Raw genomic sequence first — 17,776 nt, forward strand, 5'->3', positions numbered from 1 at the left:
TGGTCAGGCGACATCTTTATTGAATGCACCACCGCTTTCGCGAGCAAGCTCACTCCCACAGGTTCTTTGTCGCCCGCCTATTCGGCGATCACCGCTGAACCCTGTGGGAGCGGGCTTGCTGGCGAAGGCGTCTGGTCAGGCGACATCTTTATTGGATGCACCACCGCTTTCGCGAGCAGGCTCACTCCCACAGGTTTGTGTGTCGCCCACCTATTTGGCGACCACCGCTGGATCCTGTAGGAGCTGCGGCACGCTGCGATCTTTTGATCTTGATCTGAAAAGGTCAAAAGATCGCAGCATGCCGTAGTTCCTGCAAGGGCCCGGTGCCATCGGGCAGCACGGGCGTGCCGGGCGCGCGTTTCGGGGGTAGAATGCGCGCCTAACCGTGACAGCCTGACTAAAAAAACTATGTCCTTGCCCAAGCATCATCTGGAATTGCTCAGCCCTGCCCGCGATGTCGCCATCGCCCGTGAGGCGATCCTGCACGGCGCCGACGCCGTGTACATCGGCGGCCCGAGCTTCGGTGCGCGCCACAACGCCTGCAACGAAGTCGGTGAAATCGCCGAGCTGGTCGAATTCGCCCGCCGTTATCACGCGCGCATTTTCACCACCATCAACACCATCCTGCACGACAACGAACTGGAACCGGCGCGCAAGCTGATCCATCAGTTGTACGACGCTGGTGTCGACGCGCTGATCGTTCAGGATCTGGGTGTGATGGAGCTGGATATTCCGCCGATCGAGCTGCACGCCTCGACCCAGACCGACATCCGCACCCTTGAGCGAGCGAAGTTCCTCGATCAGGCCGGCTTCTCGCAGTTGGTATTGGCCCGTGAGCTGAACCTGCAAGAAATCCGCGCAATCGCCGACGAAACCGACGCTGCCATCGAATTCTTCATCCATGGCGCGTTGTGCGTGGCCTTCTCCGGCCAATGCAACATCTCCCACGCGCAGACCGGGCGCAGCGCCAACCGTGGCGACTGTTCGCAAGCCTGCCGTTTGCCGTACACCCTCAAAGATGAAAAGGGTGGCGTGATTGCCTACGAAAAACACCTGCTGTCGATGAAAGACAACAACCAGAGCGCCAACATCCGCGCGCTGGTCGAGGCCGGCGTGCGTTCGTTCAAGATCGAAGGTCGCTACAAGGACATGGGCTATGTGAAAAACATCACCGCCTACTACCGCCAGCGCCTCGACGACGTGCTCGAAGACCGCCCGGATCTGGCCCGCGCTTCCAGCGGCCGCACCGCGCACTTCTTCCTGCCTGACCCGGAAAAAACCTTCCACCGTGGCAGCACCGATTACTTCGTAACCGATCGCAAGATCGACATTGGCGCTTTCGACTCGCCGACCTTCACCGGCCTGCCGGTGGGCACCGTCGAGAAAGTCGGCAAACGCGACATGCAGGTCATCACCCACGAGCCACTGTCCAACGGCGACGGTTTGAACGTGCTGGTGAAACGCGAAGTGGTCGGTTTCCGCGCCAACATCGCTGAAGCCAAAGGCGAGTTCGAAGAAGACGGCGAGAAGCGCTATCGCTATCGCGTCGAGCCGAACGAAATGCCCGAAGGCCTGTTCAAGCTGCGTCCGAATCACCCGCTCAATCGCAACCTCGACCACAACTGGCAACAGGCGCTGCAAAAGACCTCGTCCGAACGTCGCGTCGCCCTGAGCTGGGTCGCACGTCTGCGTGAAGAACAGCTGGAAGTCACCGCCACCAGTGAAGAAGGCATCAGCGCCAGCGTCACCCTCAACGGCCCGTTCGGTGTGGCCAACAAGCCTGAGCAAGCGCTGGAACAGTTACGCGATCTGCTCGGCCAACTCGGCACCACGCAGTACCACGCCACCGACATCAAACTCGATGCGCCGCAAGCGTTCTTCATCCCCAACTCGCAGCTCAAAGCCTTGCGCCGTGAAGTGATCGAAGCCCTGACCGCCGCGCGTGTCGCCGCTCACCCACGTGGCGGCCGTAAAGCCGAAACCACTCCGCCGCCGGTGTACCCGGATTCGCACCTGACCTTTCTTGCCAACGTCTACAACCAGAAGGCGCGCGACTTCTACCACCGCCACGGCGTGAAGCTGATCGACGCGGCGTATGAAGCTCACGAAGAGCCGGGCGAAGTGCCGGTGATGATCACCAAGCACTGCCTGCGCTTCTCCTTCAACCTGTGCCCGAAACAGGCGAAAGGCGTGACCGGCGTGCGCACCAAAGTCGCGCCGATGCAGTTGATCCACGGCGATGAAGTGTTGACGCTGAAGTTCGATTGCAAGCCGTGCGAGATGCACATCATCGGCAAGATGAAAGGCCACATCCTCAACCTGCCGCAACCGGGCAGCGTGGTCGGCCACATCAGCCCCGAAGACCTGATGAAAACCATTCCGCGCGCACCGCACTGAGTGGACGGCGTACGCGGTGCTTCGGCGCCGCGCACGCCCGTATCACCAAGCCTGGCCAAATCGCAGGCATAAAAAAACGCCAACTTCTTGCGAAGTTGGCGTTTTTTTCGAATATGGCAGGGGCGGCTGGATTCGAACCAACGCATGGCAGGATCAAAACCTGCTGCCTTACCGCTTGGCGACGCCCCTACTGCTCTTTCCAGCTACTTCGTTATGTTCGCTGTGAGAACGGGGCGCAATTTACCAAGGTTTATTCACTTTGGGAAGCACGAACTGAAATATTTTTTGTTTTAAAACAGAGACTTCCAAAACGCGCCTATTTCACCAGACGCTTTTCCTTTGAAGGCCGGTAACCAAAGAACGCGCTGTAGCACTTGCTGAAATGGCTCGGCGAGACAAAACCGCAGGCCACCAGCACTTCAACCTGCGACAACTCGGTGTGCTGCAACAAACGCCGCGCTTCGGTAATCCGCAGTTCCAGGTAATAGCGCTGCGGTGTGGTGCCCAGTTGTTCCTTGAACAATCGCTCCAGTTGCCGACGCGAGCGCCCGGCGTACACCGCCAGTTGTTCCAGCTCCAGCGGCTCTTCCAGATTGGCGTCCATCAGCTTCACCACTTCACGCAGCGGCGCACTGACGCAGATGTTCTCGTCAGGCTTGATCCGCCGGTAACGCGATTCCTCAAACGCCAGAATGTCTTCGATGCCTTCAACCAGCGCCTTGCCGTGCAGGCTTTTGATCCAGTCCAGCGCCATGTGGAAAGCACCTGATGGACTCGACGCCGTGAGCCGATCGCGATCGATCACATACGGTTCGCTGCTGACGTGGGTGGCTTTGGCGATTTCGGTCAGTGCCGGGCGATGCTCCGGGTGGATCGCGCAACGATAGCCATCGAGCAATCCGGCGCGGCCGAGAAACCACGAACCATTCCACAAACCGGCGAGACTGACGCCCCGCTCCGCCGCCGCTTTGAGCAGGTGAATAAACTCGTCACTCGCGCGTAGCTCGGTGCGATAACCGCCGCACACCACCAGCAGATCCAGCTCTTCAAGCGCTGCCAGATCAAGACGCGCATCCGGCCGAATTACCAGCCCCAGATCACTGACCACTTCGCCGTCGCCCAAGCCGAACGTGCGCGAGGCAAACAGCCCCGGGCGCAGCAGATTGGTGGTCACCACCGTGTCCAGCGCCTGGGTAAACGCCGGCAGCGAAAAGTGTTCCAGCAGCAGAAAACCGGTACGGGTCAGGCGCGGGCTATCAGCGCTTTGCTCATTCAGATAGCGGAGGTTTTTCCCCTTCATGCCTCCGCTGAATTGGCGTCGTTCGATCAAGTTTTGTTCCATCGGTCATGTTGTTATGCGCCGATAGTTGGCTTGATCCGCGAAAGAGTCAATCACGCCTGTGGTTGATGGCTGGTTACGCAGTGAATCCCGCCGCCACCGGCCGCGATGGCATCAATGTTCAGCAGCACGATGTCGCGATCCGGGTACAGCTCGGACAGCAGATCGAAGGCCTTCTTGTCCGCGGCTTTGTCACCGAACTCCGGGGCGATGATCGCGCCGTTGATCACGAAGTAGTTGATGTAGCCGGCAGCGAAGTCCGGGTTGTTTTTGCTGAACTTGCTTTTGCGCGGATTGAGTGGCGGCGAAATCGTGTGGATCTGCAATTTGCGCCCGTCAGCATCGGTGGCGTTCTTGAGGATGTCCAGGTGCGCCAGCGTGACCTTGTGATCGTAGGATTCAGGGTCGGTGTCGAGGTTGGCGATCACCACGCCTGGCCTGATGAAGCGCGCGTAGAAATCGACGTGAGCATCGGTGATGTCCTTGCCCTTGATCCCCGGCAGCCAGATGATTTTGCGCAGGCCCAGACGCTCTTTCAGTTCCGCTTCGACGTCGGCCTTGCTCCAGTCCGGATTGCGATTGCGGTTGATCCAGCTGCTCTCGGTCATGATCCCGGTGCCGTGGCCATCGACTTCGATAGCACCTCCCTCACCCGTCAACTCACTGCGGATATAGGTCGCTTGTGCGCCGTTGGACACGAGCGCGGCGATTTTCGCGTCTTTGCTGTGCTGCTGTTTATCGCCCCAACCGTTGAAGTTGAAATCCACCGCGCCCAATCCGCCCTCGTCGCCGATGACAAAGTTGGCGCCGATATCGCGCATCCAGATGTCGTCCAGCGCCGTGGTGACGTAGGTGATGTTGCGGGTGCCACAAAATTCTTCGGCAATGCTGCGCTCGTTCTGGCGGCAGAACACCGTGACCGGCTCATATTTGGCGATGGCACGGGCGATGCGGCCGAGGGCTTCCTGGACGTCTTCGGTGAAGTCTTCCCAGATCGCGTCCTGCGCGCCGAAAGCGATGTAGGCGCGTTCGTGCTTGTCGCCTTCGTCGGGCATGAACCAGCGCCCCTGAGCGGCCGCAAACACCTTGCCCGGCGACAGACCGAGGCCCATGAACGCAGCGCCCACACCGGCGGCAACGGTGACTTGTTTGATGAACTCACGACGAGTCGACATGCAGTGTATTCCTGTAAAAACCAGGGCCGGCGAACGCGCCGGCCGTGGATCATTGGCCAGTGGCAGTTTTGAATTTAGTCCAGGTACGCATGCGTGCGCGCATGTCGGCCTGAGGGATGTCTTTGCCCGGGATCAAACGCGCATAGGTCGCTTCGTCGAGGTAGATGTCCGGGTTGTCGCGCATGCTTGCATCGACACTCGCCCGCGCCTTGGCGTTGGACGTCGGGTAACCGGTGAAATTGCTGATCGCCGCCATGTTCGCCGGGCGCATGACAAAGTTGATAAACGCATAGGCGTATTCCGGGTGTCTGGCGTCGACCGGAATGGCCATGGTGTCCATCCACACCGTGGTGCCCTCGCGAGGGACGCGGTACTGAAACTTCGTGTGCTTGCCGGCGCTGTCCGAGGTGCGCTGGGCTTGAGTCATGTCGCCGCTGTAACCCAGCGACAGGCACAGGTTGCCGTTGACCAGATCGGTCACCGGTTGCGACTGGAATTTGCGGATGTACGGACGCAGCCTCATCAATAATTCACTGGCTGCTGCCAGATCCTCGGCTTTGCCGCTGCGCGGATCGCGACCGAGGTAATTGAGCACCACCGCCAGCGCTTCGTCCGGCGAATCGATCATCGAAATTCCGCAGTCGGCAAACTTCGCCGCCAGCTCCGGTTTGAACAACATGTCGAGGCTGTTGACCGGCGCATCAGCCATGCGCTTTTTGATCTCTTCCTCGTTGTAGGTCAGGCCGATGGTGCCCCAGGTATACGGCACCGTGGCTTTGCTGGAGTGCTCGTAGTGGCTGCGCAGTTTCTGCAAACCGGGCTCGATGTCGGCCAGTTCCGTCAGCTTCGATTGATCCAGCGGCATCAGGCTGCCGGCGCGCATCAAGCGCTCGGCCACGGTGTCGCCGGGGAAGATCAGGTCGTACCCGCTGCCGCCGGAGAGCATCTTCGCTTCGAGGGTTTCGCTGCCGTCCATGACGTCGTAAATAACTTTGATCCCGGTCTCGGCGGTAAAGCGGCTCAGCGTGTCTTCGGCAAAATAATCGGCCCAGTTGTAGAGGCGGAGGGTTTTGTCTTCGGCGTGCAGCGACGGCATTACGCAGATCAGGGCCAGGCCCATCGCGCCGAGCAATCGTTTGTGGTGGGTAACCATGTCAAACCCCTTGAGTGTTCCAGCGTGCATGAAGGTGGCGACCGTCCTGACTCAGCAGCGGCCCATACATTTCCGGACGACGATCGCGGTAGATGCCCCAACTCAAACGTTCTTCACGCATGGCCGCCAGATCGACGCTTTGCAGTAAAAAGCCAGTGCTGTCACGGTCGGCTGTGGCGAGTAACTGGCCCTGTGATCGCTGATGAACGAGGAACCGTAGAAGCTCATTTGCAGGCTCGAATCGGTGGTCGCGGTTTCGCGCCCGACGCGGTTCGACGCCACCACCGGCAGCAGATTGGCAGCGGCGTGGCCACGCATGGTCATCTGCCAATGGTCGCGGGAATCCAGCGCCGCGCAGCCCGGTTCCGAGCCGATGGCGGTCGGATACAGCAGCACTTCAGCACCCATCAACGCCAGGCAACGCGCGGTTTCCGGGAACCACTGATCCCAACAGATACCCACGCCGAGACGGCCGAACGCGGTGTCCCAGACTTTGAAACCGGTGTCGCCGGGGCTGAAATATTCCTTCTCCTGATAGCCGATGGCGTTGGGGATGTGCGTCTTGCGATACACGCCCAACAAGCGCCCGTCGGCATCGGCCACGCTCAACGAATTGAAGTACGCGTTGCCGGCCTTCTCGAACCAGCTCAGCGGCAACACCACGCCCAACTCGCGGGCCAGTGCGGCGAAACGTGCGAGCACGCGGCTGTCGCGATACTCCTCGGCCAACGCCATGTGTTTATGGCTTTGTTCGATGCAGAAGTACGGCGTGGCGAACAGTTCCTGCAAGAGGATCACTTGCGCGCCCTGCTTCGCCGCATCACGGACGAGTTGCTCGGCACGATCAAGGTTGCCGGGTAAATCCCAGGTGCACGGCATCTGGGTGGTAGCAATGGTCAGCGTTGTCATGGTTTCAACCCTTCACCGGCCAGGCTGGCTGCTGCTGGGTGATGCAATGCACACCGCCACCGCCGTGCGCCAGATGGTTGATCTGCACCGGCACCACTTCGCGCCCGGGGAAGACTTTTTCCAGCACGTTCGCCGCGACGTTGTCCGCCTCGATGCCATAGGCCGGCATGATGATCGCGCCGTTGGCGATGTAGAAATTGGTGTACGAGGCGCAGAACACTTCCGCTTCGCTGTCGACCGCGTCGGTGGCTTCGAACAGTTCGATCAGCGCGAATTTGCGTCCTTGCGCATCGGTGGCCAGCTCCAGCGCTCGACGGTTTTCCCGCGCCACTTCGGCGTACACCGACGATTGATCGTGCGTCGCGTCGACCAGCAACACACCGGGACGGGCGAAGGCGCAGACGCCGTCAACGTGGCCATCGGTCATGTCGCCGGTGACGTAATCCGGATCGCCCGGCAGCCAGATGGTTTTCTTCACGCCGAGCAGGCGGCTGAAGATCTCTTCCATCTCGGCTTTGCTCATGCCCGGGTTGCGATTGGGGTTGAGCAGCACCGATTCGGTGGTGATCAGCGTGCCTTCGCCATCGACATGAATCGCCCCGCCTTCGTTGCTCAGCGGCGTGCCAAAGCATTCCAGACCGAGGTGATTGAGCGCGCGGCGCGCCAGGCTTTCGTCCAGATCGTGCGCCGACTTGCCGCCCCAGGCGTTGAAGCGCCAGCTCACGCCAGCCAGGCCTTGCTGTGGGTGGCAGACAAACGTCGGGCCGGAGTCGCGGCACCAACTGTCATTCACCGCCAACGGGATCAGTTCGATGTTCGGCCCGCACAAGGCTTTGGCGCTGGCAATGGCCGATGGATCGACCACCAGTTTCACCGGCTCAAACCGAGCGATGGCATTGGCGACGCGAGCGAAATCTTCCTGCACCTGCGCCAGCGTCACGCGCCAACCGGATTCCCACAACGTCTGGTTGTGCGGCCAGACCATCCACGTCGCGGCATGGGTCACCCACTCTGCCGGCATCATCCAGGCGCTGTTTTTATTGTCGTTGTGCTGCATGATAAGCCTCGTTAGTTAAGCCACTGTGTTCAATGCGCTTATGCTACGGGCCGTAAAATCGGCAAACAAACGATGGATTTAGCAGACAATTGATTAGCGGAGCTTATCGATATGCTTAAACACTGGCCGCCGCTCAGCTCCCTGCGCGGCTTCGAAGCGGCCGCTCGACTGGGCAGTTTTCACAAGGCCGCTGAAGAGCTGAGCCTGACGCAGTCGGCGATCAGCCAGCAGATCCGCAGCCTTGAAGCGTATCTGGAGCAGCCGCTGTTTTTTCGCAGCGGACGCAGCGTGGCGCTGACCGATGCCGGCCACGATTTGCTCAGCACCACCCAGGCCATGCTGCAGCAATTGGCGGTGGGGATTCGCCGTTTGGGCCAGTATCAAAAGCCCAATCAACTGGTGCTCAACACCACACCGGCGTTTGCCCGGCACTGGTTGTTGCCGCGCCTGGCGGATTTCCGCGCGCTGCACCCTGAGGTTGATCTGTGGATTTACAGCACCGACGAAGTGCCGGACATGGCCACGCAAACCATCGATCTGGCGGTGCGCGACGACATCAGTTCACAGGCTGAATGCAGCTTCAAAGTGCTGCACGCCGATCGCCTCTATCCGGCGTGTCATCCGAGCGTTTTGGCGCTGACGGCGCCACAGCGCACCACATTGCATGGCGAGCGGGAAATGGATTGGAGCCATTGGGCGGTCGAGGCCGGAATCGATGTCGGCCAGCAGGATCAGGGCCTGAATTTCTCCGATCCGGGATTGCTGCTGGACGCCGCGTGTTCGGGGCTTGGCATCGCGCTGGTGAGCCAGTTGCTCAGCCGTCAGGCGCGGGCTGACGGCGTGTTGCAACCGCTGGTGGAAGACAGCATTCGGGGGCCGAATTGGGCGTTGCTGACCCACCGCGACAGTGAACAGGATCCCATGGCGAAAAGCTTTAGCGCGTGGCTATCGGTCAATTTGAACCCACACTCAGACGACGGAGAACACGCCGGCGCCTAATCGCCCCTCGAGACGACCACAGAGTACATAGTGCTGATAACCGCTGGAAAAGACACCGGTGGAAATCGCGAGCCTGACATCCTCGTTCAATTGAAGATACTGGGCTTCATCAAAGTTTTCGGCACTGACTTCACCGGCGCGCCCCAGTTGCTCGCTGTCCACGGTAAACCCTTGGCTGTTGCGATTTTCAAAATCAATGATGCGATTGACTGCATGTCGCTCCAGCACGCTCTGATTGGGGTACATCGAGTAGATGTGCAAGCCTTTTTTCGCACAGCGGTTGCACATATCGACGCAATTTTTCTCCGTCGATTTGCGCCGTGTGAGCTCATCAAGCGGCATGTCGAGGTACTTGCCGACCTGATATTCGGTCTGATTGAAAATTGTGCAGCACAGCACGGTAGTGCCATTGCAATCGATCACCAGCCAGTCATCTTTGAGCGTGCAAGCTTGTTGCGGAAATTGCTGGACAACGTTGATCAGATCGTCGTACGGCGGCAACGCAAGGCGTTCCAGGGTTTCATAATCGGTTGCTGTGACGGACGGATCGCGCTCGACGATAGCCAGCGTCTTCTCCAGCGGCATCATCACCGAATAACCCGTCGAGAAATCAAAACCCAGGGCTTCACTGAACTCGCGCATCAGTGATTCTTCTTCGATGTTATCCAGATAGCGATGATAGTAAACGTCGATACGGGTGCTTAAACCCAGTCGCTGCTTGATCTCAGACAGAGCAATCATGTTCTGTTTGACCACTTCGATATCGCCGCCTACATGACCCTTTTTGTAGGTGTCCTGGTAGAAGCCTGACAGCGATATACGAAAGTAACCTGGCTCGGCCGACAAGGCTTTTTCCATGTTTTTGGCCAGATTCAAATTGGTACTGATGCCACTCTCCATGCCGGCAGCGTTGATAACCTCGATAAACTCGCCAATTTTTGGATGAACCAAAGGCTCAGTCCAGTTGTAGAGAAAAATAGCGCCAACGCCCTCGCCCTTGGCCTTCTCGACAATCTGCTTGAACATGTCGAGCTGCATGGCTTTTTTGAAATTGAGATTTTCCGAGTTGCCCATCGGGCATGAAGGGCAGCTCAAATTGCAGGCGCCGACGATATCGATGTACATATTCATTATGAGTGTTGCTCCATGATTCGAAAGCTGTGCATCTCATCACTGCACACTTTCGATTCGCCGGTTGTGTTGGTTTTTTGACGACATTGACAACCTCACCTGCAAATACCGCACCAAGTGTCTCAGGCCATTAAACTCACCACCCAGTCGATGAACACGCGCAACTTGAGACTGATATGCCGGTTCGGCGGATAAGCCACATAGAGCGGCATGGGTTCGAGCTGCCAGTCTTCGAACAGGCGTACGAGTTCACCTTTAGCGACGTGGGCATCGGACATATAAGTGGGCAACCACAACACACCCATTCCGGCGAGACCGGCAGCCAGATAGGCATTGCCGTCATCGACCGCCAGCACATGCCGACCCTTGATTTGTAGCTTTTCACTGGCGTTGTGCAAGGCATACGGCACCGGTTTGCCGGTACGCGCCCACAGAAAACCAACTACGCGATGATGGGAATCCTCCAGATCGCGCGGGTGTTCGGGGACACCCTCGCGGGCAAGATAGGCCGGCGCCGCAAATACGCCCAACGGCAGATCGGCGACCTTACGCGCCATCAATGACTGATCGAGCAACTCGCCGCCACGCACCACGCAGTCGACGTTCTCATCGATGATGTCGACGATGCGGTCGCTGACTCCCATGTGGAATTGAATGTCAGGATACTGCCGGTGAAAGTCTGGCAGCGCAGGCATCAGAATGTGCCGGGCGAATGGGCTTGGGACGTCGACGCGCAAGCGGCCTGAGGGCACCACCGATACGCCAGGCAGATTACTTTCAGCGTCTTCCATATCCGCCAACAGCCTGACGACTTTTTCGTAATACGCAGCGCCATCGGCCGTAACGTTGACCTTGCGTGTGGTGCGATTGAGCAGCTTCACCCGCAACCGCGCTTCCAATTGCTGCACCAGTTGCGTCACGGTGGTCTTGCTCATGTGCAAGGTTTCGGCGGCTTTGGTGAAACTCCCCGCCTCGACCACTCGGGCAAACGCCTGCATTGCGTCAAATCGATCCAAGGTTCGCGCCTCGATTGTTTGGGATTCACAAACAGTGAACGCCAAGCTTGCGCGTTTATCGACCGCCTGCAAATACCTACAGTGGCTTCATCAACTCACCGATGGAGACACCCCATGACTCAGCGCGATGTCGTTTTTCCGGCCGCACGCCGTACCCTTTATGAGCGCAATCGCTACTCGCCAGCGATTCGCTCCAACGGTTTTCTATTTGTCTCGGGGCAAGTCGGCAGCACCGAGGACGGTACGCCGGAGCCGGATCTGCAGAACCAGGTACGACAGGCTTTCAGCAACCTGAACACGATCCTCAGCGAGGCCGGTTGCAGCTTCGACGATGTGGTCGACGTGACGATCTTCATCGTCGATCCGCACAGCAAATTCGAGACGATCTGGAATGTTGTGCTCACCGAATTCTGGGGCGATGCGCCGCATCCGACAGTCACCGCAGTGGGTGTGACGTGGCTGTATGGCTTTGATTTCGAGATCAAGGTGATTGCCAAACTGCCGTAAGCTGCTGCCCTTCATACCACTTTGTTGCGCCCACTCTGTTTGGCGATGTAAAGCCTTTCATCAGCAAGTTTCAACACGCTTGGCGATGTCGCAGTCTCCGCATCACGACAGGCGACGCCAATCGACATCGTCAATTTTCCAACCTGCGGCACCTCGGTCTCCTCGAGGTGCACACGAATTCGTTCGGCAATCATCCGCGCGGTCTCCAGCGGGGTATCCGGAAGAATCAGTGCGAACTCCTCACCACCGGAGCGGCACGCCCAGTCACCCGAGCGCGAGTTCTGTTTGAGGATGTCGGCGACGCTTCGCAGCGCCACGTCGCCGGCGTCATGTCCAAAGGTGTCGTTGACGCGTTTGAAATGATCGATATCCAGCGCCAGCACGGAATACCCCTGCCCGGACTGATCCAGCAGGTTCAGCGCAGCGTCCATGGCGCGACGATTGGCCAGGCCTGTGAGGGGATCACTTTGCGCTTCATGACTGAGCTGACCGAGTTTCTGATGGAGCAATTGCACCCCGGCCAGCATCGCCTGACGGATCGCAGCGGCGTCGCGGTACCAGGCATGCACCCGGTTCAAGCGCTCCGTGGTGTCAGGCGCGGCCAACTGGTCGGCGGCCGCCGACAATTGCCGCAAGGGTCGGGCGATCAGCGCTGTTCCAGCGAGGATTAGGGCCAGCCCGAGCAAACCCGCCGGTATCATCCCCACAACCATATCGCGCATCAGCTGTGCCAATGGCGCCAGGCTGCGTTCGCGAGGTTGCTGGACCACCACAGCCCAATTGGCTTCAGGCACACGGGCATAGCCGGCCAGCATCGGCACACCTCGGTAGTTGTCGCCTTGCAAGGTGCCGCTTTCACCACGCAACGCGGCGTCCACCGTCAGACTCCAGCCCAGCACTTCGCCGATTCGCTTCGAATCAGGGTGATACAACAGCCGCCGATTACCGTCAGCGACGAAAGCGAAGGTGCCGTCGTGATGGAAATGACGGCTGATCACCGTGTGAAACGCGCTTTGCTCAAGCAAGTAAACAGACCCGCCCACCACACCGAGAAATGCACCGGACGGGCTGAAAACCGGTTGCGAAACAAACACCACCAGATTGCCCGCCGAGGAAACGTACACCTCACTGACCAAGGGTCGACGCTCTTTGAGGGCTTGCTGGATACCCTGCGATTGCAGCGTTGCGCCGACGATCTGCAAGCTGTCCGGATATGCCTGAAGCACTTGCCCGTTCGCATCGAGAATCGTCACCGAGTTGAAATCGGTGTCCTGCGCCTGTAAGCGCATGGCTTCTTTGCGCAATGCCCCAGGCTCATCCCAGTGATCGCCCAGCACCGTCGCGCCGTAATTCAAATGATTGTGGGCCGCGCCGAGAAACTCGCCGATGCTGGAAGCGACTTTCGCCGCATACGCGCCATTGGCTTCCAGCGTCGCGTGAATCAATGCGTCACGCTGTACGCGATAGGCGACATAGAGGCTGTTGCACAGCGTCGCGACGACCGACAGCAGGACAAAAAGCAGTATCAGTCCGCGCAGGTCGATTGGCAGCGGTCTGGAAAGCTTCATTCCGCCACCCGGAATGCGGATTTCAACTTCTGAGCAATGGACGATGGGGGGAACGGTTGAGCCATGAACAAGACTTTTGCTGAGGGGCGGACACAGGAAGCAGTCGCTGCCACGTTGGGAATGACATGGAGGATAGGCAGAGACTTTGCCTTTGTCACAGCCCGGAATAGTGCGGTAACAGTTTCTCGGGGGTGAGTAATAAACAACCCTGTGGTGAAGGGATTTATCCCCTCACCACAGGGAGTAGCGTTTATCGTCCATAAATATTCCGACACACCCATTCGTTTGCCATTTCCTAGGTCGTCTGTTTGCATGCTGTACGGAATCAGCACTTGGATCATGGAGACGATCGATGAATATTTTGGTGGTGGGTGCGAGTAAAGGTTTAGGCAGGGCTTTTATAGAGGGGTTGGGCAACGCGGGAGACACGTTGATCGGCGTTTCCCGCACACGCCCCCAAGGGTTGATGGCGGGTGCCGAGCGCTCTGTACGCTGGATTGAAGCCGACCTGATGAATCCAGCCAAGGCTGCGCAGGAGATTGAAAAAGCGGTAAAGGCCGACGGACTGGATACGCTGATTTACAACCTCGGCATCTGGGAAGAGTTTGCCTTCGACAGCGCGTACGACTTTGTCGAAAGCGCAGACGACGAAGTGCAGGCCATCGTCAACTGCAACATCACCTCAACCATTTTGCTGATCAAACGTCTGCTGCCCCTTCTGCTAAAAAGTCCCCATCCCAGAATCATCCTCACCGGTTCGACGTCGGGTCTGCCACAGAGCGGGCGTACGGAAGTCGCTTTCGGCGCATCCAAATTCGCCCTGCGCGGGATCGCCGAGACCCTGCGCGAAGGCTATAGAGAGCAGCGTCTGGCAGTGACCTGCCTGAATCTCGGCTATCTGAATACCGAAGATCTACTGAGCACACCGATTAACGTCGCGGCGCAGCGTGGTGAGGGACATTTGATTCCCGTACACGATGTCGTCGAGGTGGTGCGCATGATCCTTAGTTTGTCTCCGGCCAGCTACGTCAGGGAACTGACCTTGCCGGCGATCCTCGACGAACGTTTCTGAGCGCATCCCCCCGATGGCGCTGGCCTTTGCGCGCGTGAGTACGTATAACCTCGCCGATTCGTCTACCCTCACGTAGCGCCCTCTTTCAGCTCTTCACATCTTTTTGCCGCTCATGAAACGGAGATTTCCATGCTCAAACGAACCCTGGCATTGACCGCCGGCCTGGCCCTGTCCCTTTCTACGTTGATGGCTCAAGCCGCTGACGTTTTGCGCGTCAGCGCGATTCCCGATGAAGCGCCGACCGAACTCCTGCGCAAGTTCGAACCGCTGGGGGCTTATCTGGAGCAGCAAATTGGCATGAAAGTGCAGTTTGTGCCGGTGGCCGATTACCCGGCGGTGGTTGAAGCACTCGCTACCGATCGCCTCGATATGGCCTGGCTGGGCGGTTTCACCTTCGTTCAGGCACGTCTGAAGACCGATGCCACCACGCCGGTGATCCCGTTGGTGCAGCGTGAACAGGATGCGCAGTTCACCAGTAAATTCATCACCGCTGACCCGAACGTGCACAGCCTCGCCGACCTGAAAGGCAAGACCTTCGCCTTCGGTTCGGTGTCGTCGACCTCCGGCAGCCTGATGCCGCGTTATTTCATGCTGAAAAACGACGGCATCAAGCCGGAAGCGTATTTCAGCCGCGTTGCCTACTCCGGCGCTCACGACGCCACCGTGGCCTGGGTACAGGCCGGCAAGGTTGACGCCGGTGTGTTGAACGCCAGCGTCTGGCAAAAACTGGTAGACGCCGGCAAGGTCGACACCAACAAGGTGAAAGTCTTCGCCACCACCCCGACCTACTTCGATTACAACTGGACCGTGCGCGGCACCCTTGATCCAGCACTCGCGGCGAAGATCAAAAAAGCCTTCCTTGATCTCGACCCGGCCAATCCTGAGCAGAAGAAGATTCTGGATCTGCAAGCCGCCAGCCGCTTCATCGACACCAAGCCTGAAAACTACAAGGGCATCGAGGAAGCCGCCCGCGCCGCCGAACTGCTGAAATGACCTTAAGCCTCAAACAGGGCAGCCTGCGCCACGCCAATGGAGTCGATGCCCTGCGCGGTATCGATTTGCAGATTGGCGTTGGCGAACAGGTTGCGATCATCGGCCCGTCCGGGGCTGGCAAGTCGAGTCTGCTTAATCTGCTGGCCACCGCGTTGCGGCCCAGCAGCGGTGAAATCGAAGTACTTGGCGAGCGCGCCTGGCACTTGTCTGCCCGCCTGCGTCAACGCCTGCGTGCACGCATCGGCCTGGTGCATCAGGCACCGCCGTTGCCGCCGCGTCAGCGCGTGGTCACGGCGGTACTGGCCGGCAAGCTCGGTCAGTGGAGTCTGGGCAAAAGTCTCTTGAACTTGCTGCATCCGCTGGATGTAGCGGGCGCGCGCGCAGCATTGGCGCGACTGGATCTGGGCGACAAGCTGTTTGCCTATTGCCAACAATTGTCTGGCGGTCAGTTACAACGCGTCGGCATTGCTCGTGTGCTGTATCAAGCGCCAGAGCTTTTGCTGGCCGATGAACCGGTGTCGGCGATGGATCCGGTGATGGCCGGGCATACCCTGTCGATCCTTTCGCGCCATGCCCGTGAGCACAACGTCACACTGATCGCGAGCCTGCATGCGGTCGATCTTGCGTTGTCGCACTTCCCACGGATCATCGGTTTGCGCGAAGGGCAGATTCTGTTCGACAGCCCGTCCGATCAAGTCAGCCCGGACATGCTCGACGCGCTGTACGCCAACGAAAAGCTGCAATCGCCGACCGCTGTAGCGGTGCCTTTGACTGTGCAGATTCCACGATGCTGAAAGCCGATTCACGCGATCCCGCTGCATGGCCACGGTTGCTACTGAGCTTGCTGGCCATTGCTTTGCTGTGGCCGGGGATTCAGTTGAGTGAACTGGATCTAAGTGTGCTGTTGCCCGGCAGCCAAAATGAAATGGGCCAGTTTGTCGCGCAATTCTGGCCGCCGGCGCACGACGAAGCCTTTCTGCAAATCTTGCTTAAAGCCACCCTGCAAACCCTGGCCATTGCCACTGCCGGTATGGCTTTGGCGTTGCTGCTGGCGGTACCTGCCGGTTTGATTGCCAGTCGCGCCCTGTCACTGTCCGCCGCCTCTCGCGGTGGCGTGCCGAGTCGTTTAGGACGTTTGCTGCGCTGGCCGGTTCGCGGGCTGCTGATTTTCCTGCGCAGCGTGCCGGAGATTGTCTGGGCACTGCTGTTCGTGCGTGCGGTCGGCCTCGGCCCGGCAGCGGGCGTGCTGGCGATTGCCATTACCTACAGCGGCATGCTCGGCAAGGTCTACGCGGAGATCTTCGAATCCACCGACCAACGCCCGGCGCATGCGTTGTTGCAGGCTGGCAGCGGCCGACTGGCGGCTTTCGCTTACGGCACGCTGCCCAATGTCGGCGCGGAATTGCTCTCGTACACCGTGTATCGCTGGGAATGCGCGATCCGTGCTTCGGTGGTGATGGGGTTCGTCGGCGCGGGGGGCCTGGGTCAGCAAATCGACCTGTCGATCCGCATGTTCGCTGGCGGTGAAGTCGCCAGCATGTTGCTGACGTTCCTGCTGCTGGTGCTGGCCGCCGATCAACTCAGCCGCTTGCTGCGCTGGAGGCTGGCATGAATCGCCTGATCAATTTGCTGCTGATCGCCGCTATCGGGGTTGCAGTGATTGCGTCCTTCGCCTATCTGGGTCTGGATCTCGGCGAACTGGGCAGCGCCACCAGCCTGAAGCAGATGGGCGCTTACGTGCAGCGTTTTCTCAGCCCGGATTTGAGCGCTGACTACCTGAAAGCGATCTTCCACGGTTCGATGGAAACCCTGGCCATGTCCGCTGTCGGCACGCTATTGGCGGCAGTTGTTGGCATTGTTCTGGCGCTGCCGGCGGCGGGACGTTTCGGCTGGCCGCTGCAAAGCGTTGCGCGCCTGCTGCTGAATGCCTTGCGGGCGATTCCGGAACTGGTCTGGGCGGCGCTGATGGTGCTCGCTGCCGGCCTTGGCCCGAATGCCGGCGCCCTCGCCCTCGCCTTACACACCACGGGAGTACTCGGCCGGTTGTTCGCCGAAGCGCTGGAAAACACGCCGCCGCAACCCGCCGAGGCCATCCGTTTGCAGGGCGGCAACCCGATTCTCGCCTTCTGCTACGGCACCCTGCCCAATCTGGCGCCGCAACTGCTCGCCTACATCCTCTATCGCTGGGAAAACAACATTCGCATGGCCAGTGTGCTGGGTTTTGTCGGTGCTGGCGGTCTCGGCCAGATGCTCTACGTGAGCCTCAGCCTGTTTCAGGAAGCGCAGGCCAGCACGGTGATTCTGGCGATGCTGGTGCTGGTGTTCATGGTGGACTGGTTGAGTGCGTGGAGTCGCCAGAGCTGGGTCAAGGCGTAAACGGCGATGCTGGCGAGTGGATATCTGCCAGAAGCTGATTATGCTTCAGGAAAGCGTGCACACCTGCCCGACGGCTAACTGTGC

Annotated in this window: 16 protein-coding genes, 1 tRNA gene and 1 pseudogene; 9 read left to right on the top strand and 9 right to left on the bottom strand. The window is 59.2% G+C overall.

Annotated features, from left to right (window positions below):
- Both KFS80_RS27265 and KFS80_RS07965 read left to right on the top strand, forming a co-directional pair.
- Positions 1-240 (top strand): hypothetical protein (locus KFS80_RS27265; protein ID WP_212544445.1); only part of this gene is annotated, 240 nt, incomplete at its 5' end.
- A gap of 168 nt (positions 241-408) precedes the next feature.
- Complete coding sequence (locus KFS80_RS07965; RefSeq protein ID WP_212544446.1) at positions 409-2,397, top strand: peptidase U32 family protein; 1,989 nt, start codon at positions 409-411, stop codon at positions 2,395-2,397.
- Between the two features lie 114 nt (positions 2,398-2,511).
- Here KFS80_RS07965 and KFS80_RS07970 read toward each other — a convergent pair.
- The 6 genes and pseudogenes from KFS80_RS07970 to KFS80_RS07995 form a co-directional block, all read right to left on the bottom strand.
- Positions 2,512-2,586, bottom strand: a tRNA-Gln gene (locus KFS80_RS07970).
- A 127-nt stretch (positions 2,587-2,713) separates the two neighbouring features.
- The gene (locus KFS80_RS07975) at positions 2,714-3,739 is read right to left on the bottom strand and encodes a GlxA family transcriptional regulator (RefSeq protein ID WP_053120706.1); all 1,026 of its coding nucleotides are present in this window, start codon (positions 3,737-3,739) and stop codon (positions 2,714-2,716) included.
- A 50-nt stretch (positions 3,740-3,789) separates the two neighbouring features.
- A complete protein-coding gene (locus KFS80_RS07980; RefSeq protein ID WP_212544447.1) occupies positions 3,790-4,911 on the bottom strand; it encodes an agmatine deiminase family protein in 1,122 nt (373 codons plus the stop codon).
- Positions 4,912-4,960: 49 nt separating this feature from the next.
- The gene (locus KFS80_RS07985; protein WP_212544448.1) at positions 4,961-6,064 is read right to left on the bottom strand and encodes an extracellular solute-binding protein; all 1,104 of its coding nucleotides are present in this window, start codon (positions 6,062-6,064) and stop codon (positions 4,961-4,963) included.
- Position 6,065: 1 nt separating this feature from the next.
- Positions 6,066-6,973, bottom strand: a pseudogene (gene aguB, locus KFS80_RS07990) (N-carbamoylputrescine amidase).
- Between the two features lie 4 nt (positions 6,974-6,977).
- Positions 6,978-8,030: an agmatine deiminase family protein gene (locus KFS80_RS07995; protein ID WP_212544449.1), complete on the bottom strand. Its 1,053-nt coding sequence runs from the start codon at positions 8,028-8,030 to the stop codon at positions 6,978-6,980.
- A gap of 111 nt (positions 8,031-8,141) precedes the next feature.
- On the opposite strand from KFS80_RS07995, the gene KFS80_RS08000 reads away from it, so the two are divergent.
- Entirely contained in the window at positions 8,142-9,029 is an 888-nt protein-coding gene (locus KFS80_RS08000; protein ID WP_212544450.1) for a LysR substrate-binding domain-containing protein, read from the top strand.
- On the opposite strand, the gene KFS80_RS08005 is transcribed toward KFS80_RS08000, so the two are convergent.
- Both KFS80_RS08005 and KFS80_RS08010 read right to left on the bottom strand, forming a co-directional pair.
- A complete protein-coding gene (locus tag KFS80_RS08005) occupies positions 9,000-10,154 on the bottom strand; it encodes a radical SAM/SPASM domain-containing protein (RefSeq protein ID WP_246541740.1) in 1,155 nt (384 codons plus the stop codon). The genes KFS80_RS08000 and KFS80_RS08005 overlap by 30 nt on opposite strands.
- A gap of 128 nt (positions 10,155-10,282) precedes the next feature.
- Positions 10,283-11,176: a LysR family transcriptional regulator gene (locus KFS80_RS08010; protein ID WP_212544451.1), complete on the bottom strand. Its 894-nt coding sequence runs from the start codon at positions 11,174-11,176 to the stop codon at positions 10,283-10,285.
- A 114-nt stretch (positions 11,177-11,290) separates the two neighbouring features.
- Between KFS80_RS08010 and KFS80_RS08015 the strand changes: the two genes are divergently transcribed.
- Entirely contained in the window at positions 11,291-11,683 is a 393-nt protein-coding gene (locus KFS80_RS08015) for a RidA family protein (protein ID WP_212544452.1), read from the top strand.
- 11 nt (positions 11,684-11,694) lie between these two features.
- Here the strand turns inward: KFS80_RS08015 and KFS80_RS08020 are convergent, their stop codons facing one another.
- Positions 11,695-13,251 carry a GGDEF domain-containing protein gene (locus tag KFS80_RS08020; protein WP_212544453.1) on the bottom strand — a complete coding sequence of 519 codons (1,557 nt, stop codon included), beginning with the start codon at positions 13,249-13,251 and terminating at the stop codon, positions 11,695-11,697.
- Between the two features lie 352 nt (positions 13,252-13,603).
- On the opposite strand from KFS80_RS08020, the gene KFS80_RS08025 reads away from it, so the two are divergent.
- The 5 genes from KFS80_RS08025 to phnE all read left to right on the top strand — a co-directional run bounded on the left by KFS80_RS08025 (position 13,604) and on the right by phnE (position 17,692).
- On the top strand, positions 13,604-14,323 hold the full coding sequence (locus KFS80_RS08025) for an SDR family oxidoreductase (protein WP_212544454.1): 720 nt from the start codon (positions 13,604-13,606) through the stop codon (positions 14,321-14,323).
- A 129-nt stretch (positions 14,324-14,452) separates the two neighbouring features.
- Positions 14,453-15,316, top strand: a complete 864-nt coding sequence (locus tag KFS80_RS08030) for a putative selenate ABC transporter substrate-binding protein (RefSeq protein ID WP_053120727.1) — start codon at positions 14,453-14,455, stop codon at positions 15,314-15,316.
- Positions 15,313-16,110, top strand: coding sequence for a phosphonate ABC transporter ATP-binding protein (locus KFS80_RS08035; RefSeq protein WP_212544455.1), 798 nt, complete (start codon positions 15,313-15,315; stop codon positions 16,108-16,110). Before KFS80_RS08030 ends, KFS80_RS08035 begins: the two co-directional genes overlap by 4 nt.
- The gene (locus KFS80_RS08040; RefSeq protein ID WP_053120731.1) at positions 16,104-16,928 is read left to right on the top strand and encodes a PhnE/PtxC family ABC transporter permease; all 825 of its coding nucleotides are present in this window, start codon (positions 16,104-16,106) and stop codon (positions 16,926-16,928) included. The genes KFS80_RS08035 and KFS80_RS08040 overlap by 7 nt, the downstream gene beginning before the upstream one ends.
- Complete coding sequence (gene phnE / locus KFS80_RS08045) at positions 16,925-17,692, top strand: phosphonate ABC transporter, permease protein PhnE (protein ID WP_212544456.1); 768 nt, start codon at positions 16,925-16,927, stop codon at positions 17,690-17,692. The genes KFS80_RS08040 and phnE overlap by 4 nt, the downstream gene beginning before the upstream one ends.
- The last annotated feature ends 84 nt before the right edge of the window (positions 17,693-17,776 follow it).

It is taken from the genome of Pseudomonas rustica (assembly GCF_018336155.1).
In the GTDB taxonomy this organism is placed as follows: domain Bacteria; phylum Pseudomonadota; class Gammaproteobacteria; order Pseudomonadales; family Pseudomonadaceae; genus Aquipseudomonas; species Aquipseudomonas rustica.